At 54.9% G+C, this 23,834-nt stretch carries 24 protein-coding genes; 13 read left to right on the top strand and 11 right to left on the bottom strand.

Annotated elements, in window-relative coordinates:
• The first annotated feature begins 111 nt into the window (after positions 1 to 111).
• From R0137_RS14360 to hda, 3 genes are read left to right on the top strand one after another with little or no spacing between them, the layout of a single operon-like run.
• Positions 112 to 1,170, top strand: a complete 1,059-nt coding sequence (locus tag R0137_RS14360; RefSeq protein WP_407327091.1) for a DUF2066 domain-containing protein — start codon at positions 112 to 114, stop codon at positions 1,168 to 1,170.
• Positions 1,167 to 2,294: an AI-2E family transporter gene (locus R0137_RS14355; RefSeq protein WP_407327090.1), complete on the top strand. Its 1,128-nt coding sequence runs from the start codon at positions 1,167 to 1,169 to the stop codon at positions 2,292 to 2,294. Before R0137_RS14360 ends, R0137_RS14355 begins: the two co-directional genes overlap by 4 nt.
• Positions 2,284 to 2,988: a DnaA regulatory inactivator Hda gene (hda, locus tag R0137_RS14350; RefSeq protein WP_407327089.1), complete on the top strand. Its 705-nt coding sequence runs from the start codon at positions 2,284 to 2,286 to the stop codon at positions 2,986 to 2,988. Before R0137_RS14355 ends, hda begins: the two co-directional genes overlap by 11 nt.
• Before the next feature lie 10 nt (positions 2,989 to 2,998).
• Here the strand turns inward: hda and R0137_RS14345 are convergent, their stop codons facing one another.
• Positions 2,999 to 3,475, bottom strand: a complete 477-nt coding sequence (locus tag R0137_RS14345) for an Lrp/AsnC family transcriptional regulator (RefSeq protein WP_407330027.1) — start codon at positions 3,473 to 3,475, stop codon at positions 2,999 to 3,001.
• 127 nt (positions 3,476 to 3,602) lie between these two features.
• On the opposite strand from R0137_RS14345, the gene R0137_RS14340 reads away from it, so the two are divergent.
• Positions 3,603 to 7,115 (top strand): indolepyruvate ferredoxin oxidoreductase family protein, encoded by a 3,513-nt coding sequence (locus R0137_RS14340; protein ID WP_407327088.1) that lies wholly within the window; start codon positions 3,603 to 3,605, stop codon positions 7,113 to 7,115.
• A gap of 37 nt (positions 7,116 to 7,152) precedes the next feature.
• A complete protein-coding gene (locus R0137_RS14335) occupies positions 7,153 to 8,226 on the top strand; it encodes a Glu/Leu/Phe/Val family dehydrogenase (protein WP_407327087.1) in 1,074 nt (357 codons plus the stop codon).
• On the opposite strand, the gene R0137_RS14330 is transcribed toward R0137_RS14335, so the two are convergent.
• Positions 8,223 to 9,056: a queuosine precursor transporter gene (locus R0137_RS14330; protein WP_407327086.1), complete on the bottom strand. Its 834-nt coding sequence runs from the start codon at positions 9,054 to 9,056 to the stop codon at positions 8,223 to 8,225. The genes R0137_RS14335 and R0137_RS14330 overlap by 4 nt on opposite strands.
• Positions 9,028 to 9,729, bottom strand: a complete 702-nt coding sequence (locus R0137_RS14325) for an SDR family NAD(P)-dependent oxidoreductase (RefSeq protein ID WP_407327085.1) — start codon at positions 9,727 to 9,729, stop codon at positions 9,028 to 9,030. Before R0137_RS14325 ends, R0137_RS14330 begins: the two co-directional genes overlap by 29 nt.
• Positions 9,730 to 9,814: 85 nt before the next feature.
• Here R0137_RS14325 and R0137_RS14320 point away from each other — a divergent pair, with 85 nt between their 5' ends.
• Complete coding sequence (locus R0137_RS14320) at positions 9,815 to 10,312, top strand: 6-pyruvoyl trahydropterin synthase family protein (RefSeq protein ID WP_407327084.1); 498 nt, start codon at positions 9,815 to 9,817, stop codon at positions 10,310 to 10,312.
• An 82-nt stretch (positions 10,313 to 10,394) separates the two neighbouring features.
• A complete protein-coding gene (locus R0137_RS14315; RefSeq protein WP_407327083.1) occupies positions 10,395 to 11,366 on the top strand; it encodes a quinone oxidoreductase family protein in 972 nt (323 codons plus the stop codon).
• Positions 11,367 to 11,369: 3 nt separating this feature from the next.
• Here the strand turns inward: R0137_RS14315 and R0137_RS14310 are convergent, their stop codons facing one another.
• Together R0137_RS14310 and R0137_RS14305 are read right to left on the bottom strand one after the other, a co-directional pair.
• On the bottom strand, positions 11,370 to 11,858 hold the full coding sequence (locus R0137_RS14310; RefSeq protein WP_407327082.1) for a TlpA family protein disulfide reductase: 489 nt from the start codon (positions 11,856 to 11,858) through the stop codon (positions 11,370 to 11,372).
• A gap of 18 nt (positions 11,859 to 11,876) precedes the next feature.
• On the bottom strand, positions 11,877 to 13,097 hold the full coding sequence (locus R0137_RS14305) for a YihY family inner membrane protein (RefSeq protein WP_407327081.1): 1,221 nt from the start codon (positions 13,095 to 13,097) through the stop codon (positions 11,877 to 11,879).
• A gap of 106 nt (positions 13,098 to 13,203) precedes the next feature.
• Here R0137_RS14305 and wrbA point away from each other — a divergent pair, with 106 nt between their 5' ends.
• The 3 genes from wrbA to sppA are packed head-to-tail and all read left to right on the top strand — an operon-like array spanning position 13,204 to position 16,034.
• Positions 13,204 to 13,803 carry an NAD(P)H:quinone oxidoreductase gene (gene wrbA, locus R0137_RS14300; protein WP_407327080.1) on the top strand — a complete coding sequence of 200 codons (600 nt, stop codon included), beginning with the start codon at positions 13,204 to 13,206 and terminating at the stop codon, positions 13,801 to 13,803.
• Positions 13,800 to 14,201, top strand: a complete 402-nt coding sequence (locus tag R0137_RS14295) for a DUF2069 domain-containing protein (RefSeq protein ID WP_407327079.1) — start codon at positions 13,800 to 13,802, stop codon at positions 14,199 to 14,201. The genes wrbA and R0137_RS14295 overlap by 4 nt, the downstream gene beginning before the upstream one ends.
• Before the next feature lie 6 nt (positions 14,202 to 14,207).
• Positions 14,208 to 16,034 carry a signal peptide peptidase SppA gene (gene sppA / locus R0137_RS14290; protein ID WP_407327078.1) on the top strand — a complete coding sequence of 609 codons (1,827 nt, stop codon included), beginning with the start codon at positions 14,208 to 14,210 and terminating at the stop codon, positions 16,032 to 16,034.
• A gap of 13 nt (positions 16,035 to 16,047) precedes the next feature.
• Here sppA and R0137_RS14285 read toward each other — a convergent pair whose 3' ends face one another.
• Genes R0137_RS14285 through R0137_RS14260 form a run of 6 tightly spaced genes read right to left on the bottom strand, consistent with a single transcriptional unit; the run spans position 16,048 to position 21,015 of the window.
• Entirely contained in the window at positions 16,048 to 16,881 is an 834-nt protein-coding gene (locus R0137_RS14285; RefSeq protein ID WP_407327077.1) for a mechanosensitive ion channel family protein, read from the bottom strand.
• Between the two features lie 11 nt (positions 16,882 to 16,892).
• On the bottom strand, positions 16,893 to 17,540 hold the full coding sequence (locus tag R0137_RS14280; protein WP_407327076.1) for a membrane integrity-associated transporter subunit PqiC: 648 nt from the start codon (positions 17,538 to 17,540) through the stop codon (positions 16,893 to 16,895).
• Positions 17,537 to 18,505 carry an MlaD family protein gene (locus tag R0137_RS14275; protein ID WP_407327075.1) on the bottom strand — a complete coding sequence of 323 codons (969 nt, stop codon included), beginning with the start codon at positions 18,503 to 18,505 and terminating at the stop codon, positions 17,537 to 17,539. The genes R0137_RS14280 and R0137_RS14275 overlap by 4 nt, the downstream gene beginning before the upstream one ends.
• On the bottom strand, positions 18,502 to 19,275 hold the full coding sequence (locus tag R0137_RS14270; protein WP_407327074.1) for an ABC transporter ATP-binding protein: 774 nt from the start codon (positions 19,273 to 19,275) through the stop codon (positions 18,502 to 18,504). The genes R0137_RS14275 and R0137_RS14270 overlap by 4 nt, the downstream gene beginning before the upstream one ends.
• A 2-nt stretch (positions 19,276 to 19,277) precedes the next feature.
• Complete coding sequence (locus R0137_RS14265; protein WP_407327073.1) at positions 19,278 to 20,390, bottom strand: ABC transporter permease; 1,113 nt, start codon at positions 20,388 to 20,390, stop codon at positions 19,278 to 19,280.
• Between the two features lie 46 nt (positions 20,391 to 20,436).
• Positions 20,437 to 21,015 carry a DUF3806 domain-containing protein gene (locus tag R0137_RS14260; RefSeq protein ID WP_407327072.1) on the bottom strand — a complete coding sequence of 193 codons (579 nt, stop codon included), beginning with the start codon at positions 21,013 to 21,015 and terminating at the stop codon, positions 20,437 to 20,439.
• A 106-nt stretch (positions 21,016 to 21,121) separates the two neighbouring features.
• On the opposite strand from R0137_RS14260, the gene dapA reads away from it, so the two are divergent.
• From dapA to R0137_RS14245, 3 genes are read left to right on the top strand one after another with little or no spacing between them, the layout of a single operon-like run.
• Positions 21,122 to 21,994 (top strand): 4-hydroxy-tetrahydrodipicolinate synthase, encoded by an 873-nt coding sequence (gene dapA / locus R0137_RS14255; protein WP_407327071.1) that lies wholly within the window; start codon positions 21,122 to 21,124, stop codon positions 21,992 to 21,994.
• Positions 21,991 to 23,028 (top strand): outer membrane protein assembly factor BamC, encoded by a 1,038-nt coding sequence (bamC, locus tag R0137_RS14250; RefSeq protein ID WP_407327070.1) that lies wholly within the window; start codon positions 21,991 to 21,993, stop codon positions 23,026 to 23,028. Before dapA ends, bamC begins: the two co-directional genes overlap by 4 nt.
• A 5-nt stretch (positions 23,029 to 23,033) precedes the next feature.
• Complete coding sequence (locus R0137_RS14245) at positions 23,034 to 23,828, top strand: MBL fold metallo-hydrolase (RefSeq protein ID WP_407330026.1); 795 nt, start codon at positions 23,034 to 23,036, stop codon at positions 23,826 to 23,828.
• Positions 23,829 to 23,834 lie beyond the last annotated feature (6 nt).

The following is a 23,834-nucleotide window of genomic DNA, read 5'->3' as shown; positions in this document are numbered from 1 at the left end:
ATGGCCGGGCTAAAGACGAGCGCGCAGTGTAGCGCCCCGGGCCCGTCAGTAAAGAGCGAGAGCTGTTAATGCCACTGCAAAAGACGCCGCGCGCGCTGCTACAATGGCGTTATGTCACGATTTCCCTCTCAACGTTCTTTGCCGAGTGCTCTCTTTGTCTGCATCAGCCTGCTGTGGATCGCGTCTGCGCAGGCTGAGTTAGTGGATGATATCTACGGAGCGCGAATCCTCGTCGAGGGAAGAGACGCAATTGCGCTGTCGGCGGCGCGCAAAGCGGGCCTTGCGGAAGTGGTGATAAAAGCTTCGGGGAACCCTGAAGCAATCGAACGGCCTGAGGTCCTGAAAGCCCTTGACGATGCTCAAGGCTACCTCCTGGGCTACAGCTATGAAGAGAGTGCCCAAGGCGATTTGTCACTCCGCCTTGAATACGACGAGCAGGCGGTGCAAAAGCTCCTGGGTGATGCAGATCTGCGCCTCTGGACCGCAAATAGACCTTTGGTGCTCGCGTGGCTCGTCATCAGTGATGGCGGTGGGCGTCGATTTGCTTCGATGGAAGCGGCGCCTGAGGCCGACGCGATGCTTAGGGATAGTTTTCAGCGCCGTGGCGTTCCCCTGCAAACGCCCCTCTACGACCTTTCGGATACGGCTGCGATATCCCCTGGAGAGGCCTGGCGGCAATCTTCCTCAGCGCTAATTGATGCCTCGGGTCGCTATCGCGGTGCGGAGTTGTTGGCGGGGCGGGTGGCACGATTGTCCGATGGCAGTTGGGTAGGGGACTGGCGATATTTGGACAATGGTCGTTGGCGGAGCCGCTCTAGCACCGCCGACAGCCTCCAGAGCTTCACCAATGCGGGAGCAGAACTGGTCGCGGCGACCCTGGCTGAACAGTATGGCGTGACACTCAGTGCCGAAAGCGACGAGCGCTATCAGATCGTGCTCCGTGGCATCCGAGCTTATGAGGACTACCGGGCTTTGCAGGAAGCACTTGGGTCGCTTGAGGCAGTGCGCTCTGTGGTACCTGAGAGTCTTATCGGAGATCAAGTGAGCATGCGGGTAGAAGCAGAGACCGGTTTACAGCAGCTGGCGAGAATCATTGAGTTGGATGGCCGATTTGTTCCGCTTCCGCGGGAGCCCGGACAGGACGGCTTGTCCTATGAATGGATACCATGAGCGATAATCCAACTGAGTTCGACACCAAGGCGGAGATACCGGTCAATCGTTGGCCGCTCGTGTTCGCAGTTTTTGCAGTCATCGCACTGCTCTTTTATCTCCTGCAACCGATCTTGTTGCCCTTTGTCCTCGGAGCATTGACCGGCTACCTGGGCGACCCTCTTGTAGATCGTGTCGAAGAAAGGGGTGGGAGCCGAACCTTCGGCGTTATTTTGGTGTTCTTGTTTTTCACCAGCCTTTCGTTGATGGCCTTGTTTTTTGCCGTGCCCGTGTTGCTTCAGCAACTGGATGGTTTGGTGGGGCGGATTCCGTTGGTATACGCCTGGTTAAGGGATGTAGCCATCCCCTGGCTCCAGTCGCGGACTCTGGTCACTGGCGCAAGCCTTCCACAGATCGATTGGTCGGCACAATTGCTCGAAAACTGGCAGTCTCTGGGTAAAGTTACCGCGAGCACTATCTCTCGTGTTACCGGTTCCGGTCTGGGACTCCTTTTGGGCCTCGCAAACATTGCTCTGGTTCCCGTCGTCGCTTTTTATCTGATGCGGGATTGGGACGACATCGCAGAGCGTGTTTTGCGACTGATGCCTAAAGCCTGGCAAGCCGGCACTTTACAAATGGTCAGCGAAGCTGATGAAGTTGTCGGTGCCTTTCTTCGCGGTCAGTTCATTGTGATGTGCGCGCTGGGCGCTCTCTACGCTGGGGGTCTCTACGTGGTTGGTTTGGAGCTTGCACTTCTCCTTGGGCTTATAGCTGGCCTCGCAAGCATCGTTCCTTATCTGGGGTTCATGGTAGGAATCACGGCTTCCTTGGTAGCTGCATGGCTGCAGTTTCACGAGCCTCTGCCCTTGTTTTACGTTGCGATAGTTTTTGGAATTGGACAGCTTATCGAAAGCATGGTGCTTACACCGGTGCTGGTTGGCGACCGGATTGGATTGCATCCTGTGATGGTGATTTTTGCGCTCATGGCCGGGGGGCAGCTCGCGGGATTTGTGGGGGTCGTTGTGGCTTTACCCGTAGCCGCGGTGATCAAAGTGTTTGCAAGTCATGCGCTTGTGCACTATCGCAATAGCGCGATTTATTCAGGGCTTGATGATAGCGGCGATGGTTCGAGCGATGGGCTCTGAGACGATAGCCGCCTTAGATGGTTCTCCACAGCTTGCGCTAAAGATTGGGCTGCGGGACGAGGCAACCTTCGAGAATTTTTGTGCTCGAGAGTCTCTCGCGCCCCTGCTGGACAGCATGGCTCATCCTTGCTCGGAGCCGCTGCAGTTTATTCACGGCAGCGCCGGCGAAGGTAAAAGTCATCTTTTACAAGCCTTGTGTCACGCGACGGAAGGCGCGTTTTATCTTCCCCTCGCCGACTTGCAAGGCATGCCGCCAGAAGCGCTTTTTCAGGATCTGGAGTCCGCAGCCGTGTTGGCGCTGGATAGCCTTGAACTTGTCGCCGGGCAGCCGGAATGGGAAGAAGCACTGTTTCACCTGGTCAACCGTACTCGAGCGGCAAATTGCCCTCTTTGGGTGGCGGCGCGGCGTCCCGCAGTGGATATGATAAAGCTTCCGGATCTCAGCTCGCGGCTTGCAGGGGGCGTTACCTGGGCGGTAGCGGCATCTTCGGATGAAGAAAAGCTGCGAGTTTTACAGTTTCGCGCGGAGCGTCGCGGGCTTAGGCTATCTGAGGCGGTAGCTGTGTACTTATGCTCGCGCCAGGCTAGGGCGATGACAGATCTCATGGACGCTCTCGATCGACTGGATCAAGCCTCGTTGCAACTGCAGCGTCCTCTGACAGTCCCGTTAGTTCGCGAAGTGATGGGCTGGTAAGTACTGCGAGTTAGCCCTGTGTTTGCAGAGGCAGCGACGTACTGTTTTTGATTTCGGTCACCGCCATGTGTGAATGCAATTCCCGCAGATCGGGATTGGCACTCAGAGTTTCCCGCACAAACTGCTCGTAGTGGCGCACATCACGCGTAACGATTTTCAACAGGTAATCCCAAATTCCCGTCATGGTGTAGCACTCGATCACCTCGGGATAGCGGACTATGTCCTCTTCAAAGCTGAGTAGATTTTGGCGGCCGGTGGCAGTGAGATTAACCGTGGCAAACACGACAACATCCATACCCAGTGCCTGACGATCCAGCAGTGCTACTCGCTCACGGATCAGTCCGCGCTCCTCGAGTCGGCTAATTCTTCGCCAGCAGGGTGACTGGGAGAGGTTTACCCGCTCGGCGATGGCGGCGGTACTCAAACTACAGTCGTTCTGAAGTAAGTCGAGAATCGCTAAATCTGTGTTATCCAGCTTTTCAGACATAATCATGTGCTTTCACAATGTATTGCGCATATTTTATCTAAATATACGGAGAGTCGACAGTAAAATAGCATAGTAAATCCTTTTATTTACCTTAGAATTTTCGAGCATAAAAAAGCAGGGTTCACCGATGGCTAACCAGACTGTTCACGGCTCCAAGAAGCTCAGGCAAGACGTCAGCTTGGACGACAAATATGCGCTCGATGTTGATCGGGCGTACATGACCGGCATCGAGGCGCTCGTGCGCCTACCGATGCTCCAGCATCAGCGTGATCGGCACCGTGGGCTCAACACAGCGGCATTCGTATCTGGTTATCGAGGATCTCCGCTCGGAGGCGTTGACCAGGCGTTTTGGAAAGCCCGTCGCTGGCTTGAGCCGCACAACGTGCACTTTCAACCGGGAATCAACGAAGAGCTTGCCGCTACGGCTGTATGGGGAAGTCAGCAAACTAACCTCTTTTCTGGCGCCCGCTACGACGGCGTGTTCTCCATGTGGTACGGCAAGGGACCAGGCGTCGACCGTAGTATGGATGTGTTCAAGCATGCCAATGCGGCGGGCACGTCAAAATTTGGCGGCGTCCTCGCCGTTGCTGGTGACGACCATGCTTGCAAGTCTTCGACTCTGCCTCACCAGTCCGAGCACGACTTCATCGCCGCATCTATTCCTGTTCTTAGCCCTTCGAATGTTCAAGAAGTATTGGATCTTGGGGTCTATGGCTGGGAACTGTCGCGTTACTCGGGCTGCTGGGTAGCGCTTAAAGCGATTACCGAGAATATGGATTCGGCGATTTCGGCAGATCTGGACGCCTCACGAATTCAGGTCGTGATTCCCGAGGGCTTTGAATTGCCCGAGGGAGGGGTTCATGCGCGCTGGCCTGACCAGCCCATGGAGCAGGAAGAGCGTCTCAATCGTTACAAAATCTACGCGGCTCGCGAGTTTGCAAGGGTGAACGGCCTGAACAAGGTTGTTCTCGACAGCCCAAAGGCGCGCTTTGGCATCATCACCTCAGGCAAAGCCTACCTGGACGTCATGCAGGCCCTGGACGACATGGGTATTAGTGCGGCGGTTGCAGCCGAGATTGGTTTGCGCGTCTACAAGGTGGGTATGCCCTGGCCATTAGAGCCCCAGGCGACACACGATTTCGCCGATGGTCTCGAGGAAATCCTTGTCGTTGAAGAAAAGCGTTCGATCATCGAGGACCAGCTTACGGGACAGCTTTACAACTATCCGGTGGCAGCGCGCCCACGAGTGATCGGTGAGTTTGACGAGACAGGTAAAGATCTCCTGCCTAACCTTGGCGAGCTCACTCCCGCCAAGGTCGCACTCGCGGTTGCCTCGCGCATTAAACGTTTTTATCACTCGACCGTGATGGACGAGCGTATCCGATGGATCGAGAGCAAGGAGCTGTCGCTGGCGCGTCCCGCAGAAGTCGCAGAACGGGTTCCGCACTTTTGCTCCGGGTGTCCCCACAATACGTCGACACAGTTGCCTGATGGTAGCCGAGCAATGGGTGGTATCGGATGTCACTACATGGCGACCTGGATGCCTGATCGCCCCACGTTGACCTTCACGCAAATGGGGGGTGAAGGTGTTACATGGATAGGCCAGGCCCCGTTCACGGATACCGACCACGTGTTCCAGAACCTGGGTGACGGTACTTATTTTCATTCCGGTATTCTCGCCGTGCGCGCCGCCGTAGCCTCCGGCGTAAATATCACCTACAAAATTCTCTATAACGACGCCGTAGCAATGACTGGAGGTCAGCCCATCGACGGCTCTCTATCAGTGCCTGATTTGTTGAAACAACTTCACGGTGAGGGCGTCCAGCGCATCGCACTAGTCAGTGACGAACCTGCGCAGTGGCGCGGTCATTTGCCGGCGGTAGGCGGACTGAGCCTGCATCATCGAGATGAAATGGACGCTTTGCAGCGTGAGCTGCGTGAGGTCCCCGGGGCGACAGTGATCGTCTATCAGCAGACTTGCGCCGCAGAAAAGCGTCGACGCCGAAAGAAAGGCAGTATCGAAGATCCGGCCAAGCGTTTGTTTATCAATGATGCTGTTTGCGAGGGCTGTGGAGACTGCTCCGTAAAATCCAACTGCCTTTCTATCGTGCCAAAAGAAACCGAACTCGGTCGCAAACGCCAAATAGATCAAAGCGCATGCAATAAAGACTACAGCTGCAATCGCGGGTTCTGCCCGAGCTTTGTCACGGTCACCGGTGGCGGCCTACGTAAGCCAAGCCGCGTAGACACAACGCAGATGATGTTTGACCCACTGCCCGAGCCCCAGCTTCCGGACCTGAACGACCGTCCTTGGAATACAGTGGTCACTGGGGTAGGCGGAACCGGTGTGTTAACCATTACATCACTGGTAGCCATGGCGGCACACATCGAAGGCAAGGGTTGCGCCACGATGAATCAGACTGGGTTAGCCCAAAAGTTCGGCGCTGTGGTCTCGCATGTACGTGTTGCCAATGATCAAGACGACATCATGGCAGTGCGGATACCCGCCGGTGAAGCTGACTTACTGTTGGGCTGCGATCTGGTTGTGACGACTACCTATGAAGCGATGGGCAAGGTGGCGCACGGACGCACTCACGCCGTAGTAAACGATGCTGAGGTGCCCACGGCAAGTTTCATACTCAATCCCGATGCACGTTTTCCCACGGATACGATGAAGCAGCGAGTGCTTGAGGAAGTGGGCGATGTTGATTGCCATTTTCTGGATTCCAGCCGCATAGCGACTGCGCTGATGGGTGACACGATCGCCAGCAATCTGTTTCTTCTGGGGTACGCGTGGCAGAGGGGGCTGGTGCCCGTAGCGGCGGCGTCGCTGGAGCGAGCGATTGAACTAAATGGTGTAGCGGTAGAGTTTAATAAGCAGGCCTTCGTGTACGGCCGTCGCTATGCCAATCGTCCTGAACAGGTGCTCGCGCTCCTCCCGGAAAAAACGGCCTTGGCCCAGCTTTCCACGGCGGAGCTCATTGAAGATCGTGCGGCGCGTCTCGTGGACTATCAGGATGCGGGCTATGCTCAACGCTACCGCGACATACTCAAGGCGGTGCAGTCGGTGGATCAGTGTTGTGAGAGTGAGAACTCTCTGACTGCGACCGCTGCGAAGTCCCTTTACAAACTAATGGCTTACAAGGATGAGTATGAAGTTGCCAGGCTTTATAGCGATCCGGCGTTTTTAGCCAAAGTGGCGGCAAAGTTCGAAGGTGACTACACCCTGCGCTTTAACATGGCTCCGCCTTTATTGAGTAAGCGCGATCCTCACTCTGGAGAACTTCAGAAAACTGAGTTTGGCCCGTGGATGCTAACGGCATTTCGCTTTCTAGCGCCGCTGAGACGCTTCCGGGGTACCGCCTTGGATGTCTTTGGTTATACAGCTGAGCGCCGTCAGGAACGGCAGGATATTAAAGACTATGAGTCTCTCATCGTGTCGCTGAATTCTCACATAGCGAATGCCAAAGGTAATTCGGAGTATGAGTTGCTCCGCGAACTGTTGGCCTTGCCTCAGCAGCTGCGAGGCTTTGGTCATGTGAAAGACCGAAATCGCGATCAATTGGCACTGCGCCAATCAACCTTGCTGACTCGTTTAGAGGGACAGGAAGACATCGTCCAGATCGTTGAGGCGGCTTAAACGTTGTCCAGGCACACTAATAATAAGGAACGGTTCCATGGCAGTATTTAGCGCCCCTTCATTCGATGGTCACGAGCAGCTGGTGTTCGCATCAGATCGCAATAGCGGTCTGCGCGCAATTATCGCAGTTCACGACACACGCCTTGGGGCCGCTGTTGGAGGGTGCCGCATGTACCCCTACGCCTGTGAAGCGGAGGCTCTTGATGATGTGCTACGCCTCTCGCGGGGCATGACCTATAAGTCTGCGCTTGCGGGTCTCCCCTTGGGTGGTGGTAAGTCGGTAATTATTGGTGACCCGAAGAATGACAAAAGCCCCGAACTGTGGCGAGCTATGGCAGGGTTTATTGACAGTTTAGGTGGTCGTTACATAGCGGCTGAAGACTCTGGAACCTCCGTAGCGGACCTTAGAGCGATGAGTCAGTACACGCAGTTCGTCAGTGGTTTTGCTGCAACGGAACATGGAGGTGATCCCTCGCCAAGCACAGCCCGCGGGGTTTTTGTGGCTATTCGAAGAGCGCTGGCCCATCGTTTGGGAGCGAATAACTTACAAGGCGTTCGCATTGCTGTTCAGGGTTTGGGGCACGTAGGTTACGCGCTGGCGGAGATGCTTTTGAACGCCGGCGCTCAAGTTTTGGCTTCAGATATTAATCCCGACAACCTGGCCAGGGCAGAATCCGAATTGGGGGTAGTGCCCGTATCGGTCGACGACATACTTTTCTCGGATGTGGATGTGATCGCGCCCTGTGCCTTGGGTGGTGCTTTGAACGCACAGAGCATTAGCCGTCTTCGCGCGGGGATTGTGGCCGGCGCTGCGAACAATCAGTTACGAGAAATTGAAGACGGCGCAAGACTTGTAGACCGCGGCATTCTGTATTGTCCCGATTTTTTGATCAACGCCGGTGGCATTATCGATGTGCACTATCAGCGCGCCGCTTTGGAGCGCAGTACGCTGAACGCCCATATTGAGAGCATTGGCGATCGTCTTGGTGAAGTTCTCGAGCGCGCAGACCGATGCCATCGTCCTACGGGTGAGATTGCGGAAGAGCTAGCGGGCGAAATTTTGCGCCAGTCTGCAAAGTCTGCAGAGGAAGGTCTGCGCAGCGTCGCTTAAGCTTGCGTATCTCTTGCGGGGTTTTCAGCTGTATGCAGAGCGTGTTCCGCGGAGGCATAGTTGCCTTCCTCTAGCTGCAAGTAACGGCGCAAGTAATGTACCGCGAGGTAGAATGGACCCGTATCCAATAGTGCTACGCAGGCTTTGAACAGATAATTGCTCCCCACCAGAATAGCCAGAGCTTTGGTAGTTACGTCGCCGCGAAAATAGGCCGCGCCAAAGGTCACCGTAACAACCATCACCGAGTCGACCATTTGGCTCATCAGCGTACTGAAATTGTTGCGTATCCAAAGGTGTTTCCCTTTGGTTACGCGCTTCCAGAAGTGGAAGAGCTGCACGTCGCAATACTGCGCCGCAATATAGGCGAGCATAGAGGCGAACACCGCGCCCGAGGTCGTTGCATAGATTAGCTGGTAGAGGCCGATACTGCTCTCCACTACGTCGCCGTTTGGAAGTGCCACCGGTGCCGCTAACTGAATGATTTGCCATGGAGGCATGGCATCGGCGGGTACTGAGGGAATGCTGTTACCCAGGAATAGCACAAAGAGGATCAAGAAATTGAGCCCCAGGCCCACGCTGACCAAAAAGTTGGCTCGTGCTTTTCCGTACAGCTCGCAAATTAAGTCTGTGCAGAGGAACGTTAAGGGGTAGGGCAGGACACCCACCGCCAAAGCCATAGGGCCGAGCTGTACAAAACGCGTAATACCAATGACGTTTAGTAGCGTCATGGCGCAAAGAAAGGTGCCAGCCAGCACTATAAACACCCTTTCGCGGCGTTCTTGAAGCTTGGGGGGGCTCACCTTAGCTCTCCCGCTGACCCAGGTTGGCATGCATTACAGAGCCATTAATGACTGGGTTGCGGTGCGCCCAAAGGAGCACCCCGGCAATTTCTTCCGGTTCGATAAGCCGTCCGAAGCTGTTCATTGCACCGATTTGCTGAAGAAGAGCCTCGTCGTTCCCTAAATGATTTCTAAGCATCTCTGTGTCCGTGAACCCTGGACAGATCATGGCCGTGTGGATCCCGGAACCCATTAAGTCCTGACAAGTAGAACGCATCATGCCCAACTGAGCGTGCTTGGAAACCACATAACTAAAGGTGTTGGGTACCGCCTTTTCCGCCAGGGTTGAACCCACGTATAGCACGCTGCTTCCCGGACCCATACCAGGTAGAAGCGCCCGAGTGAGACGGTTGGCCGCGATGACATTGGTCTCCATCACCGCCCTGAGACTGTCGTCCGCACAGTTATCTGCGCTGTCTTTGCGCATCTGGCTGGCATTATGGATCAGGCTGATTTCTGACAAGCCTGATATGCGGCTTAACAGCGCATCAATGACGTCGCCGATGCTGTCCGGATCGGCCAGATCACAGGGAAGGTTATGTACGCCGGAGACCTTGCAAGCCCTGCGCGAGAGATTAACGACCTCGTAACCACCGTCTTGAAACGCGCGGGCAGTGGCTTCGCCGATACCCACGCTCGCCCCGGTAATGATTGCAATGGTCATGCTATTCTCCCTCGAAAATTTCTGTACGTAAGATGACAGTTAAACAACAGAATACGCGAAGGATACGTGATAAGAGAGGGTTTGGATGGAACGTCTTGCAACACTGTACATCGACAAGGAAAGCCACAAGTTTTCCGCCGCGCATTACACGATTTTCTCGGCGACGGAGCGGGAGCGACTCCACGGGCACAACTATTCGGTGTCAGCGATGATCGCAGCTCCCATGGGTGACAACGGCTTTGCTGCAGATTACAACGTCTACAAACGACGCATAAAGGCGTTATGTGATGAGTTAGACGAGTACATGGTGTTGCCTAAGCACTCGCCTCATCAGTCAGTAGTAGAAGATGGAGAGAATTACCGTGTAGTTTTTAATGGCGAAGAACTACAGTTCCTGCGCTCCGACACCTTATTGTTGCCGATCGTTAACGCCACAGTCGAAGAGTTTGCGCACTATCTGCTAGGACGTATGCTCGAAGAATCGGCTGGTGAGCTTATCGCAGAGCTTCAAGTGTGCGTCGCTTCTGGTCCGGGGCAAAAAGGCTGCGCCAGTTGGTCTGCCATGGACGACGCGATCGCTTGAAAGAACAGCAATCGTGCACGGAATTTTGTAGGGATTCCCGCGTGATTTGAACGCGTTGCGCCAAAAGACGAGGTTTAGCTAAATGGTTAAAGTAGTAGAGATTCAAGAGGTAGGTGGGCCCGAGGTTCTGAGATTTGTCGATAGTAAGCTCGACGCTCCTGGTCCAGGCCAGGTTCGCGTGGCTAACCGGGCCATCGGCCTCAATTACATCGACACTTATCACCGTAGCGGCCTTTACCCTTTGCCGCTTCCAACAGGGATCGGTCTCGAGGGCGCAGGTGTTGTTGAAAGCGTCGGGGAGGGCGTCGATCTTAGTGTAGGGGATCGAGTTGCTTACTGTGCGGCAGGGTTTGGAGCCTATAGCGAAGCTATTTTACTGCCTGCGGAGCGCCTGGTTCCTCTGCCCGACGGTATCGATTTTGATACCGCCGCCGCGGTACTTCTCAAGGGGGCTACCGTAGAGTATCTGCTTCAGCGTCTTTATCCATTGCAGTCAGGGCAGCTAACTCTGTTTCCCGCAGCTGCTGGTGGCGTTGGGCTGTTGTTCGGCCAATGGGCGTCGGCACTGGGTGCCGAGGTGATAGGTACGGTAAGCACTGAAGCTAAACGTGAGCTCGCCTTGGCCAACGGCTACGCACATTGCTTTTTGAGCGACGAGCCGGATCTGGTAGGCAAAGTTAGAGAGATTACGCGCGGCAAGATGCTTCCCGTTGTGTACGACGGCGTTGGCGCCGCTACGTTTACCGATTCCCTCGACTGCCTTGCACCAAGAGGGATGATGGTCAGCTTCGGCAACGCTTCAGGCAGCCCCCCGCCCTTTGATCTACAGCAACTATCGGCGCGCGGTTCGCTGTTTATCACGCGACCGAGTCTTATGGCCTATGTGGCAAGCAAAGAAGAAATGCGAGAGAGCGCGGCGGCTGTGTTTGATCGTGTGCTGGATGGACGGATTAAGGTCACGGTTGCTCAGCGTTACCCTCTGGCTGAGGTACAGCGTGCGCATGCGGAGCTGGAAGCGCGGCGCACGGTAGGATCCTCTTTGCTCATTCCCTGAGTTTTAAGAGGGCCCCAAGCTATGACCTCCTGTTACGCCGTGGCTTTCTGTAAGACCTGCTGCGTTCAACAGAGACGCTTCGGTTTGCGGCCCTATCAAAACTGCACTCAGCTCACCCTGGGGGTTGATAACCAGCGTTGTGGGTAAAACCTGAGGGCGTTCAATTTGATACCGTGCCGCAGGGTCTTCGGGGAGCGTGGGGAACTGCACATTCAGGTTTTCAAGTTGTGCCTGAAGCTCCTCTCCCACAGCGCCATCGTAGTTTACTCCGAGTACTCTGATGCCTTCTCGGGCATGTAATAGATTCAGTTCTGGTACTTCTTGGATACAGGGCTTACACCACTTCGCCCAGTAGTTCACGAAGGTCCAGTCGCCCTTGTGATCCAAGCTAATGGCATCCTGTGCGCCTTGCGGTCCGCAGGCGCCGAGGCCCACCAACATTAAGATGAGTGGTATGCCTTTAAGCAGGCCTTGCGTTCTAACAATTGTCATGACTTCAGTGCTCAGAATTTAGCGTTCAAAGAGTGTCGCGAGAGGGACATCCATATGTTCTCGAATACCCTGCTGCTGTTCATCGAGAAGTTTAATGGCGCGTTGTTCCCAGTCCGGCATGCTTTCTCTGGCCGCGATGGAAAGTTCTCCTTCGGTGTCCAACCATTGCTGAACCTGCCATAGGGGTACGCTGTGCAAGTCCCTGGCGAGGAGGTAATGCCCCCGTTCGTCTTTGGCGATGATGCGGTGTTTCAAAAAGCAATCACGTAGCTGTTGCCAACTCTCGGCGTCTACTGAGAGCTTCCTTCCGCTCAGCAGGTCCAGTTCTTTGAGGGGTAAGCCTTTGGATTGCCTTTGCCAGAGAGTCTCGAGCACCTCCAGTCCCTTGATAAGCAGTGGTCGTCGCGACTGAGCCTCGCTTTGATAGGCTGACAGGCTGTGCACAACGATTGCGGACACAAGGACGATGTTCCAGGAGATGTAAATCCAAAGGAGGAAGAGCGGTACAGCGGCAAACGCGCCATAGATAAACGTGATACTGGATCCTGAAACCAATTTGGTGAAGAGAGCTCGTGCGATGTTAAAGCTTGTCGCGGCGATGACTCCGCCCACAAAGGCATGCTTAACCGGTACGCGACAGTTAGGCACTGCCGCGTAGACCAGAGTAAAGCCCATGACCTGAAGGAAAAAAGGCAGCATGCGCAATAGGAGGGCGCCAATCCCTATGATGTCCCACTCTTCGAGCCGCCCCGCAAAGGAGGCCAAAAAAGTGCTCACACCAAGGCCCAAACCAATGGTTACCGGAGCGAGGGACAAAATCGCCCAATAGAGTAGGAAGCTCGAAACGGTACTGCGATTACCGCGAGTGCGCCAAATCAGGTTGAAAGCCTGCTCAATGTTTCGCAGCATTAAGATCGCAGTAACAATCAGGAAGGCGATACCGAATCCTGTGAGGTTCTTTGCTTGCCTCGAAAAATCTGAGAGGTATTCCTCGATACCTGCTGATGTCTCAGGTACCAGGTTGTCAAACATCAGCTCCTGAATATTAGATTCCAGCCCCTGAAACGCGGGAACCGCAGAAGCCATGGTGTAAAGCACTGTCAGAAGAGGGACGAGAGCAAAAAGCGACATGTAGGTCAGAGCGGCGGCGGAGTCGCGGCAGCGATCTGTTTTATAACGAGCGGCGAGATAGAGACCGCGCCGCTGCAGCTTCTGTAAACGATTAAGAGAAGTTTCCATAGGATGATTATCGCAGAAAGCTCGATCAGGAAGCACGGCCGAGAGTAGTAAGCCCATTTTGCTATACTCTGAGGCCTGTCTCACCCTTAGCAAAGCGCTTCTTTTTATGCCCGATTCTGCCTATATTTTAGTTCTTTACTACAGTCGGCAAGGTAGTACCGAGGCCATGGCACGCATGGTCGCACGGGGGGTGAGTAGCGTGGCAGGGTTCGAGGCTCGACTACGCACGGTTGCCCCCGTTTCTGCAGAGACTGAGCAGAGCGCTGACAGTGTGCCTGAAGATGGTCCACCCTATTGCAGTATGGATGATATGCGGAATTGCAGCGGACTGGTTATGGGATCGCCCACTCGCTTTGGCAACATGGCTGCGCCGCTCAAGTACTTTATCGATCAGTCCTCTGATCTTTGGCTCAGTGGTTCCATGATAAACAAGCCCGCTGCGGTCTTTACTTCCACGGCAAGTTTGCACGGCGGCCAGGAAAGCACCTTGTTGTCCATGCAGCTGCCTCTTTTGCACCACGGTATGCTGATTATGGGGTTGCCTTACAGTGAAGCCGGCTTGATGACTACGAGGTCTGGAGGTACACCTTATGGTGCAACGCATTGGTCCGGCGCTGATGGATCGCGGGCCATTGATGATACTGAGCTACAGCTCTGCCGGGCTCTGGGGCGACGAGTAGCGCTCACAGCAGAGCGCCTCGCGTGAGTACGGAGCAAGTGAGCTCAACTGCCAGAGGTTCAGTTGTGCTACGAATCTGGTTGGGAACGTGGCTAGGTTTACTGTTGCTTTTGGGTACTCAGCTCTTGGATGCGTGGCAGCGCTCTGTTCCCGCCGTTTTGCTGTTCTTTTGGTTCACGCCGCTGCTTATTCTGATACCTGGAATGCTTCGCGATCACTTAAGAAGCTATACCTGGCTTGCGTTTGTGAGCCTTCTTTATTTTGTATTTGCAACACTGCGACTTTTTGCTGAACCGGGTAGCCTTCGTGCGCAGGCCGAGCTCGGTGCGGTGATATTGTTGTTTCTTTGCTCAATGTTTTACGTGCGTCAGCGTTCTCGGGAGTTGCAGGCTCTGAGTGACGCTGGCGCGATATCCGAGGTTTAGAGTCTTTTGATTAAACGTATTTTTCTTTCGCTGTGGCGTGGACTGACGATTCTGCGTTTAGCGCTGGCTAACCTGATATTCATTTTGGTGTTGGTGGTCTTGTGGGTAACTTTCACGGGGAAGCCAGAGCCTCTTCCGGAGCGAGCAGCTCTGGTTCTTGATCCAACGGGCCGCGTAGTGGATGAGCGCAGCCAGATAGAGGCAGCCGCCCTCATTTTTGAACAGGATCCGACGAGCAGGGAAACGCTTCTCATGGATCTTATCGATAGCGTTGAACTTGCGCGAGAGGACGAGCGCATTTCTGCGCTGGTTCTTCAGTTGGGCGGTTTGGTGTCCATTGGTCAAAGTAAAACCACCGAGCTTGCGGAGGCCATAGCGCGCTTTCGGGAGAGCGGTAAACCAGTGGTGGCTGTCGGTGACTATTACACGCAGGACCAGTACCGTCTGGCCGTGGAGGCAGATACGCTTTTGTTGCATCCCTTTGGCGGGGTGGCGCTGGAGGGGTTTAGCGTTTACATCAACTACTTTGCTGATGCACTGGAGAAGCTCTCGGTCACGATGCATGTATTCAGAGCGGGTGAGTACAAAAGTATTGCAGAACCGTTTTTACGCAATGATATGTCGCCGGGAGAGCGAGACGTTACTCGGGCTTGGCTCAATGACCTCTGGGCTGCCTACGGCGAGGCGGTTGGATCTCGTCGAGACCTTGAGCCCGATGCCCTTAACGCGCTGCTGAATAACTTCCCTGAACGGCTTCGCGATGCTGGTGGAAATGCAGGACGTCTTGCTTTGGAAGCCGGTTTGGTAGATGAGCTTCTGGATCGCTCGCAACAGAATAAGTACGTAACCTCACTTGTGGGCGCGCAGGATAAAAACGGCAGGTATGCAGCTATACCCTTTGGACAGTACATAAGTCGGATGCGCCCGATTCTTGCCGAGCCCTCATTGCCCAAAGTGGCGATCGTTACCGCTCAGGGGAACATGCTTCCGGGCGATCAGCCTCCCGGGACTATCGGCTCGGAAACCCTGTCTCGGCTTCTTCGCGACACCGCGGCGCGAGATGGTGTTAGAGCACTCGTGCTGCGAGTAAACACCGGTGGTGGAAGCGTCTTTGCCTCGGAAATTATTCGATCGGAAATGGAGCGCATCCGTGAAACCGGCATGCCCGTAGTTGTGAGCATGGGGAGTATTGCGGCGTCCGGGGGGTACTACATTTCCACCGCCGCCGATCGTATTTTCGCTACGCCTACAACGATTACGGGAAGTATTGGCGTGTTCGCAGCCTTTCCTACCGTCGAGCGTCTTATGGCAAAGGGGGGAATTCAAACTGACGGTGTTGGTACTACAAAACTTGCAGGTGCTCTGCGTCCAGATCGTGCCTTGGATCCCGAACTGTCGGATGTGCTGCAGCAGTCCGTAGACGATCTTTACGGACAGTTTCTCACGCTCGTCTCAGAAAGCCGCTCTATCGACATGGACACTCTTGATGGCTTGGCACAGGGTAGGGTGTTGAGCGCTAGCGACGCTCTGGATGCGGGGCTAATCGACGGCCTGGGCAGTTTAGACTACGCCGCGGAGCAAGCGGCAGAGCTGGCGGGTCTTGGTGTTGACGAATACGGACTTATTAGCATTGGGCCCGCGTTTTCGCCTCGGGAATTGTTTCTGCAGCAGCTTAGCGACAGCATGCGAGGGACTCGTCTGCTAACTATGCCGGGTCTTGTCACGGGTATCGCAACGTTGTTGGAGCCGGTGCGGCAAAGCGTCGATTTTCTCGAGAGCTTTGCCGACCCGGGGCACCTCTACATGCGCTGTGAGGCCTGCCGAATACAGTAGGCAGGCTTCCGCTTTACTCTGCGGCGTGTGTCTCTTCAGGACGCTGCATATGCAGCTCCATTTGAGGAAACGGAATAGAGATACCCGCTTCGTCGAAGCGAAGTTTTACCGCTTCGGTTGTCTCCCAAAGAACCGCCCAATAGTCTGCGGCATTTACCCACGGACGCACGAGAAAATTTACACTTGAGTCCGCTAGTTCGCCCACGGTGATGACCGGAGCGGGCTCTGCAAGCACGCGGGAATCAGACTTGATGATGTCTTCAAGGATGGTTTTTGCATCGTGTAAATTGTCGCCATAGGAGATTCCAAAAACCATATCGACGCGGCGGGTATCTTTGGCCGAAAAGTTCGTAATGTTGCCGCCAATGATGCCACCGTTGGGCACGATGATTTCTTTGTTATCGGGTGTCGTCATAGTTGTTGTGAATATGCCGATGGTATCCACAACACCCATAGTCCCCGCAGCCTCAACAAAGTCGCCTTTTTTGAAGGGCTTGAAGATGATGAGCATAACCCCTGCCGCAAAATTGCCCAGAGAGCTTTGCAAGGAAAGGCCAATGGCCAAGCCGGCGGCACCCAGAAGCGCTACCAGAGACGAGGTATCAACGCCCAATCGGCTCAGTGCGGCAATGGTGACAAACAGCAAGCCAACCCAGCGCAATATGGAACACACGAAATTGACGAGTGTCTCATCGGTGCCGCGGCTAAGCATTACCCGATTGCATACGCTCACAACACGTCCAACTACCATGCGGCCGATGTAAAAAATGACGATGGCGAGCGCTAAAGCGGTGCCATATTCTATCGCCAGTGGTAGCCACTGTTCGGGATCTTGCAGGAATTCCATAATCATATCCTTCATTGCTGTGTAGTTTCGATGACGGTTTCGACATCGATGGTTCGCTCTGGATCCGCGGTGCCGTTGGGCATCAGGGGTCGTTCCGAGATAGCAGCTGCGAGTTCGTCAGCGAACTTCCACAGCAACTCGCTCATGACTTTGGCGATGTCTTCTCCATCACCCGAGCGTAGAGGTAGAGAGTCTTCGAATACCACAGACTCTACAATCTTTAGGTCGTCATTGTCTTGCTCCCAGCGTCCCTCTGCGACGATCTTTGCCGTTGCAGCTGTTGCTTCAAAATGTGTGACCGTGACGCTGAGCCACCAATCAACAGTTTCCGCGGTGGCGTCCGGGAAAAGTATTACCTGCTGGGTGTTCAGAGCACTTTCCAAGCGGCGGCCCAGCACACGTTGAACACCAAGGTCTAAAGGTTCGGCCCAACGCCTGGCAGCGTCGTAGCGCAAGGAGAAGCTGCTCTCGCGATGCAGCAGCTCGTCCCTCAAGAGATAGTCTGGAAGATCGATACGATCCAGGACGATGATCGGGCGGCTACCCTGCGCAAGCGGCGCTTCGCCTGCAGACAGTTGTAAGTGTTGTATTTGTATAGAGGTGGGTGCACAGGCGGCCAAGAAGGAGAGTGCGGCTGTTAATAAGATCTTGTGGATCATGACTCATCTCCCGGTCGGCCACGAAGCAGCGATTCCGGATGCTCCTCGAGGCTACGCGCGAGGGAACGCAAGGCTCTGGCAGCCAAGGTAACTTCCTGCATGGCCTGACTTAACTGACGGCGAGGCGCTGAGTCAGGTGCGGCTGCTTTTTCAAGACCTTGTAGGCTGTTGTTTGCTGACACCAGAGCCTCATCGAGGCGTTGTAATGAGCTCTCAATCGAGTTGGTGATCTCCGGTAGCTGCTTGTTAAGTGTGGCCACGGTGTTCGTGCCCTCGTCCAAAAATGCTTTGAGGGCGGGCGAATTCTCTTCCAGTGTCGATGTAAGACTGTTGCTGGCGGTCTCCAGTGCAGCGAGGCTGCTGCGCATAGAACCGGGTAAAGCCTGCATATCGCTGCTATTGAGAAGCTCGTCCAGGCCATTGGCTATGCGGTCGACGTTTTCTGCGATCGCTGCATAATCTATGGATTCCAGCGAGCGCCTCAGCTGTTCCAGCTCTGTTGGAATGGTGGGTATCTGGGGGTGGATCGAGTCGATCTTGCTAACGGCGGTTTCTTTGTCAGGATGGAAATCCAACTGGACGTATAAAAGACCGGTGAGGAGGCTTTGAGTATTTAGCTGTGCGGCGAGTCCTCGCTCGACAAGTTCTCCGAGCATAGATTCGGTAACGCTACCCACCAGTTTCATTGAGTCAGGATTAATCTCAGCTTCAACGATCATGGTGACGCTTGCGCGATCCGCGTCCAGGATGAGGTCAATGTCCGTGACTTGCCCGATAGTCACGCCGCGGAGGGCTACGGGAGCGCCGATAGTTAAGCCGCGGAGTGACCCATCAAAGACCATCACTACGCGACTTTTGGTGGTTCCAAGTCCGCCTCCAGCGAAGAACAATGCGCCTGCGGTGGCGATGATTAGAGCGCCCACGACAAAAGCACCGACGAGAATGCTGCTTCTGCGTTCGCTCATGAGGGTAAGCCTCCGTCAGCTTGTTGCGCCTCGCGGTTCAAAAATTGTCTCACCACCGCGTGTTCGCTGCGCTCACGCATCCAGGTTGGGTTGCCGGTTTCGATCATTCGTTTGCTGTCCGCGTCGAGATATATCGCATTGTTTGCGATGGCAAAGATGCTGGGCAATTCATGTGTCACCATGACAACCGATGCGCCGGTGGACTCCTTGAGCTGCAATATGAGGTCGTCCAGTCGGCGCGAACTTATGGGATCTAAGCCCGCAGACGGTTCGTCAAAGAAGAGAATATCAGGGTCGAGAGCAATTGCACGCGCCAGCGCTGCACGTTTTCGCATTCCACCGGAAATTTCGGCGGGCAAAAAGTCCTGGTACCCATCCAAACCCACCAGTGCCAGTTTGAGCGCTACAATCTCCTGAATATCATTTTTACTGTAGTTACTGTATTGCTCTAGCGGCAGCGCGACGTTGTCTGCCAGGGTCATAGCGCTAATCAAGCCGCCCGATTGATAGGTGATTCCCCAATGTTGGCGCAGTGCCTGACGTTCCGAGGGGCCCGCGAGAGTGAAGTTCTGATCACCGTAGGAAATACTGCCCTTGGCGGGCTCTAATAGCCCCAAGAGGTGCTTTAGCAGAGTGCTCTTGCCGCAGCCGGATCCGCCCATGATTACGAAAATATCGCCGCGCATGACATCAAAACTGACGTCTTGCTGGATGAGACGGCTGCCATAGGCCATGGTGAGATCTCGGATACTGATAACGGGATCACTCATGACTAAATACCCAAGAGCTGACAAAGGATGTTGATTCCCGCGTCAGCGACGATGAGATACACCACGGCGGTGACTACGGCTTCGGTGGTAGCTCGACCCACAGCTTCGGAGTTTCTGCCGGCGTTCATACCTGCTCGACAGCCCGCAGTAGCGATCAGCGCGGCGAAAATGAAGCCCTTAAAAATACCCACAAAAAAGTGCGTTAGCGTTATCGCTGTGCCTAGTTGGCTTACGTATTGTAGAGGTGTCACGCCCATACCGCCCGCGACCACAGCGCCTCCCAAAATGCCCAGTGCGTCTGCATAGACGACTAGCAGCGGCATCATCAAAATCAGCGCCAGGACTCTGGGAGCCACGAGAAACTCCATGGGATTGATGCCAAGCGTACTGATGGCATCGATTTCTTCATTACTCTGCATGGTGCTTAGCTGGGCCGCGTAGGCTGCCCCCGTTCGACCCGCCATAACCACGGCGGTCATGAGCGCTCCCATTTCCCTGAGCATGCCAATCGCTACCAGATCGGCGACAAAGACTGCGGCGCCAAACTGCTGAAGCTGAGCGGCTCCCAAGTACGCCAAGATCATGCCGACAAGTATGCTGGTGAGAGTAATAATCCCTATCGCTTGGGGGCCGGCCTGCGCCAGACTCTCGATGAGCTCCCGGCGGCGCATGCCAGAACGGCCGAGTAGCGCGCGGAAGAGGGCAATACCGATGGCCCCGAGAAACTCCAGCGACTCAATGAGATCGTCACCGATTCCCGCCAGACTCTGCCGCAGATGCTTCATGGATAGTAGGCCCGATGAAGTCTCCGGTGATCCTTTATAGGGCGCCACAGCGGTTGCCAGATTCATGAGTTGGGTTTGAGATTCGGGCGCGCCGATGTACTCAATGTCCCTATCGTTGGCCAGTGCAATACGTTGGAGTTGTAGTAGCTTCGCCTCAAGCCGTGGGCTCCAGGTGCTCACCGCGCTCACATCTATGCTCAGCACGCTCTCACTCCTAAGCATGTCCTCGAGCATTGAGGATAGATCGGGGAGCTCTGTGGTGTCCCAGTCACCGCCGAGTTGTAGTTGATTGCCTGCGGCGTTTACATTGGCTTGAGCAGATGAGCTCATTCGATGGGCAGCCGTGGGTACATAGAGTCGATTGAGGTTTCAGCAGTCATTGAAAGGGTAGGGGTGGACGCACGGACTCTATCGCTTCGTACGCTTGTTGGTAGACCTCCTCGACAGGCGTTCTGTCTCCGCCTTCGAATCTTCGGGCTATCATCGTGACCGGGAAGAGATAGTTCTCTGTTTCTCCTAAGCGCAGCGCTCGACTGCGTCCCTTGATGTCTTCATAGACGACCCACTGCATTTCCAGCTCCGAAGCCAGGAGATCTCCCAAAGCAACGCCCATCGCCTGCAACTCGCGAGTTTGGTCCGATCTAACGTGTCCGTCGTCGAGCAAACGCTGAAGGTAATCGAGTTCTGACTGACTCCGGCAGCATCGAGCACCGTAGTACCGAAGGGTCAGTTCATTGAGCGATTGCCTTTGCACATCCATGTATTGGCGATCCAGCGGGTTTAAGGCGGTAACTCGCTTATCAACCAGTTGGGCGAGCGCCCCTTGGGCGAGGAAAAGACCGCTGAGGAATGTGAAAACAATCGCCCTGCCGGATGCTGTAATCGGCGTTCTTGGGCTATGCGGGAGCAAAAGTCGCGTTTGAGCGGCCCCAAAGTGCTTCAGAATCGAAATCAAGATGTCTAATCCCCAATGCTTTGCTTGTGTTCGGCATATTGTCATGGATAATTGCGGGCCTTCAATGGCGCAGTAGCCACTAAATACCAGCGGTATTCGTAAGACTATGATCAAAGGAAGTATTGTCGCCCTCGTCACGCCTATGCATTCAGATGGCCATATTGACTATTTGTCGCTCGATAGTCTGCTCGAATGGCATGTAGCGTCGGGTACTTCGGCCATCGTTGCGGTGGGTACAACTGGCGAAAGCGCGACCTTGGACGTTCACGAGCACCTTGCGTTAATCGGACATTGCGTAAAGTACCTAGGGGGTAAAATCCCTGTGATAGCGGGCACTGGTGCTAATTCGACGCGAGAAGCCATCGAACTGACGCGAGGCGCGGCATCCGTGGGAGCCGACGCATGCCTTCTGGTGACGCCTTATTACAACAGGCCGTCGCAGCGCGGGCTCTATGCGCACTTTAAGGCTATCGCTGAGGCTGTACCTGTTCCTCAGATTCTGTATAACGTGCCGTCCCGCACGGCAGTCGACCTTAGTAACGAAACCACCAAGCGACTGTCCGACATTGACAATATTGTCGGTATCAAAGATGCCACCGGAGATTTACTCCGAGGCAAAGAGCTCCTTGCGATGGTGCCTGAAGGTTTCGCGGTCTATTCCGGAGACGACGGAACGGCGGCGAACTACATCCTCGCCGGTGCCGTTGGCAATATTTCCGTAACCGCTAATGTTGTCCCCGAGAGGGTCGCAGCGCTCTGCGCTGCAGCTTTGGAGGGTGATGAAGCCACGGTGGCCGAAATCGACGCCAGTCTGGAAGATTTAAATGCGGCCTTGTTTGTCGAGGCGAATCCTATGCCCGTGAAATACGCCCTTTCGCGCATGGGGAGGATGGAAGACGGCATACGTCTACCCTTAACTTTGCCTGAGGGAGACTGTGCGGCGGTAATTGATTCAGCCATAAAAGGGCTTGGTGTATGAAATACCTGAAGCTGTGTAGCCTGTTGCTGCTATTGGCACCTGTCACCGCATGTGGATATCTGTTTGGCGACAAGGGTTTCTTTCGTGACTCGGCTGGAGACTATCGAGAAGCTCAGGAGATGCCTCCCATAAGCCTGCCCAACGGAACGTCTTCTGATGAGTTTGTAGACATTTACCCCATTCCCAAGATCGAGAGTGACCCCCAGTTTGACGATCCTGACAAGGTTCCTCGTCCCGCACCCCTGGTTTCTGCAAGCGCTGATCAGTTGGTGCGGATTCAGAAGCTCGGCGATGATACCTGGGCACTGGTTGCTATCGCTCCGGGGCAATTGTGGCCGCAGTTACGCAGCTTTCTCTCTGCGGCAAATATTGATATTGCGCGTATGGACGCTCGGGCAGGAATCATTGAGTCCACGTATCTAACGCTTGAGGAAAACCCTCGGCCTACACGGTTTCAGTTTCGGGTAGAGCGCGGTGTGCAGCGTGGCAACAGCGAGCTACATGTCCTGCAAATGTTCCAAAGCAGTACGGCGAGTGACTGGCCGGCACAATCCGACGATTTTTTCCTCGAATCGGAAATGCTGCGAGGCGTTGCTCAATACGTTGCGAACAGCGCGGACACTGCGCCGGTATCGATGATGGCCGAGCAATCCATCAGTGCGGGCGGTAAGGTATCTTTGGGCGATGACGATCAGGGAGGCTTCATTCTTCTGGAGCTGCCTTTCGATCGCGCCTGGGCCTCGGTCGCTCGATCGCTAGACCTCTCTGGTTTTGATATTACTGATCGTAATCGTAGTGAAGGTCGTTACTACGTGCGCTACGTAGGCGACGAAGAAGAGGAAGGCTCGAGTTGGTTTGCCTGGTTGGGAGACGACGACGAGCACCCTGCCGAGGGCGTCCCGTTAATCCTTGATGTCGAAACACAATCCCCTGAGACAATGCTTATTCGTATGGCTTTTGAAGAAGGTGGTGAACCCCTGTCACGGGAGCAGATGGACGCGCTGTTGGTACTGATCAAGGGCAACATCAACTAGTGAGGATGGCGTCATTGGGGAGCGGTAGCCGAGGCAACGCGACCCTTCTGCAGGCCGATGAGAGCTGTGTCTTAGTGGATTGTGGATTTAGCCTGCGGGAAATTCAGCGTCGCGCCGCACAAAGGGACTTCGATCTCTCAGACCTCGACGCTATCCTCGTTACTCATGAGCACAGCGACCATTCCAGTGGAGTTGCGGCCCTAGCGAGACACTGCGACATCCCGGTCTATCTCACTCATGGCACACTGGCTAGTGGTCGGGTGTCAAATTGCCCGCAAGTACGGACCTTCAACGGCGATACCCAGCTTCATATTGGGGCCTTTAAAGTTCAGGCCGTGACCGTGCCTCACGACGCACGGGAGCCGGTGCAGTATTGTTTTGAGTACGCCGATCAGCGTGCCGGTGTACTGACCGACTTGGGGTCTGTCACGTCTCACGTGCGAAATGCCTTTGATGACTGTGATTTGCTGCTCCTTGAGTTTAATCACGATCGCAGACTCCTGGCAGACGGCCCTTATCCGATCTCGCTCAAACGGCGGGTCGGGGGAGATTGGGGGCACCTGTCCAACACGCAGGCCGCGGAGTTCTTGGCGCAACTGAACCTCTCTCGTCTGAAGCATCTCGCTATTGCTCACATCAGTGAGAAAAACAACAGTCGCGAGAGTGTGGAGACTCAGCTGCGCGAGCTGGATCCCGCGTTGCTGGATAAAACGGTGTGGGCGACGCAGGCTGATGGCTTTGACTGGATAGAGCCTTCCGTCAGGAAGCCGTTCGAGGGCAGGCACCTTGAACCTATCTAGATGCCA

The organism is Congregibacter brevis (assembly GCF_045689245.1).
GTDB classification, from domain to species: Bacteria; Pseudomonadota; Gammaproteobacteria; order Pseudomonadales; family Halieaceae; genus Congregibacter; species Congregibacter brevis.
The sequence above is the reverse complement of the archived record's forward strand: the minus strand, read 5'-3'. Positions and strand labels throughout refer to the sequence as shown.

Bases quoted from the DNA above. Each gene is read 5' to 3' on its own strand.
- R0137_RS14360 (WP_407327091.1), top strand. From the start codon at position 112: ATGTCACGATTTCCCTCTCAACGTTCTTTGCCGAGTGCTCTCTTTGTC.
- R0137_RS14355 (WP_407327090.1), top strand. From the start codon at position 1,167: ATGAGCGATAATCCAACTGAGTTCGACACCAAGGCGGAGATACCGGTC.
- hda (WP_407327089.1), top strand. From the start codon at position 2,284: ATGGGCTCTGAGACGATAGCCGCCTTAGATGGTTCTCCACAGCTTGCG.
- R0137_RS14345 (WP_407330027.1), bottom strand. From the start codon at position 3,475: ATGTCTGAAAAGCTGGATAACACAGATTTAGCGATTCTCGACTTACTT.
- R0137_RS14340 (WP_407327088.1), top strand. From the start codon at position 3,603: ATGGCTAACCAGACTGTTCACGGCTCCAAGAAGCTCAGGCAAGACGTC.
- R0137_RS14335 (WP_407327087.1), top strand. From the start codon at position 7,153: ATGGCAGTATTTAGCGCCCCTTCATTCGATGGTCACGAGCAGCTGGTG.
- R0137_RS14330 (WP_407327086.1), bottom strand. From the start codon at position 9,056: ATGCCAACCTGGGTCAGCGGGAGAGCTAAGGTGAGCCCCCCCAAGCTT.
- R0137_RS14325 (WP_407327085.1), bottom strand. From the start codon at position 9,729: ATGACCATTGCAATCATTACCGGGGCGAGCGTGGGTATCGGCGAAGCC.
- R0137_RS14320 (WP_407327084.1), top strand. From the start codon at position 9,815: ATGGAACGTCTTGCAACACTGTACATCGACAAGGAAAGCCACAAGTTT.
- R0137_RS14315 (WP_407327083.1), top strand. From the start codon at position 10,395: ATGGTTAAAGTAGTAGAGATTCAAGAGGTAGGTGGGCCCGAGGTTCTG.
- R0137_RS14310 (WP_407327082.1), bottom strand. From the start codon at position 11,858: ATGACAATTGTTAGAACGCAAGGCCTGCTTAAAGGCATACCACTCATC.
- R0137_RS14305 (WP_407327081.1), bottom strand. From the start codon at position 13,097: ATGGAAACTTCTCTTAATCGTTTACAGAAGCTGCAGCGGCGCGGTCTC.
- wrbA (WP_407327080.1), top strand. From the start codon at position 13,204: ATGCCCGATTCTGCCTATATTTTAGTTCTTTACTACAGTCGGCAAGGT.
- R0137_RS14285 (WP_407327077.1), bottom strand. From the start codon at position 16,881: ATGGAATTCCTGCAAGATCCCGAACAGTGGCTACCACTGGCGATAGAA.
- R0137_RS14280 (WP_407327076.1), bottom strand. From the start codon at position 17,540: ATGATCCACAAGATCTTATTAACAGCCGCACTCTCCTTCTTGGCCGCC.
- R0137_RS14275 (WP_407327075.1), bottom strand. From the start codon at position 18,505: ATGAGCGAACGCAGAAGCAGCATTCTCGTCGGTGCTTTTGTCGTGGGC.
- R0137_RS14270 (WP_407327074.1), bottom strand. From the start codon at position 19,275: ATGAGTGATCCCGTTATCAGTATCCGAGATCTCACCATGGCCTATGGC.
- R0137_RS14265 (WP_407327073.1), bottom strand. From the start codon at position 20,390: ATGAGCTCATCTGCTCAAGCCAATGTAAACGCCGCAGGCAATCAACTA.
- dapA (WP_407327071.1), top strand. From the start codon at position 21,122: ATGATCAAAGGAAGTATTGTCGCCCTCGTCACGCCTATGCATTCAGAT.
- bamC (WP_407327070.1), top strand. From the start codon at position 21,991: ATGAAATACCTGAAGCTGTGTAGCCTGTTGCTGCTATTGGCACCTGTC.
- R0137_RS14245 (WP_407330026.1), top strand. From the start codon at position 23,034: ATGGCGTCATTGGGGAGCGGTAGCCGAGGCAACGCGACCCTTCTGCAG.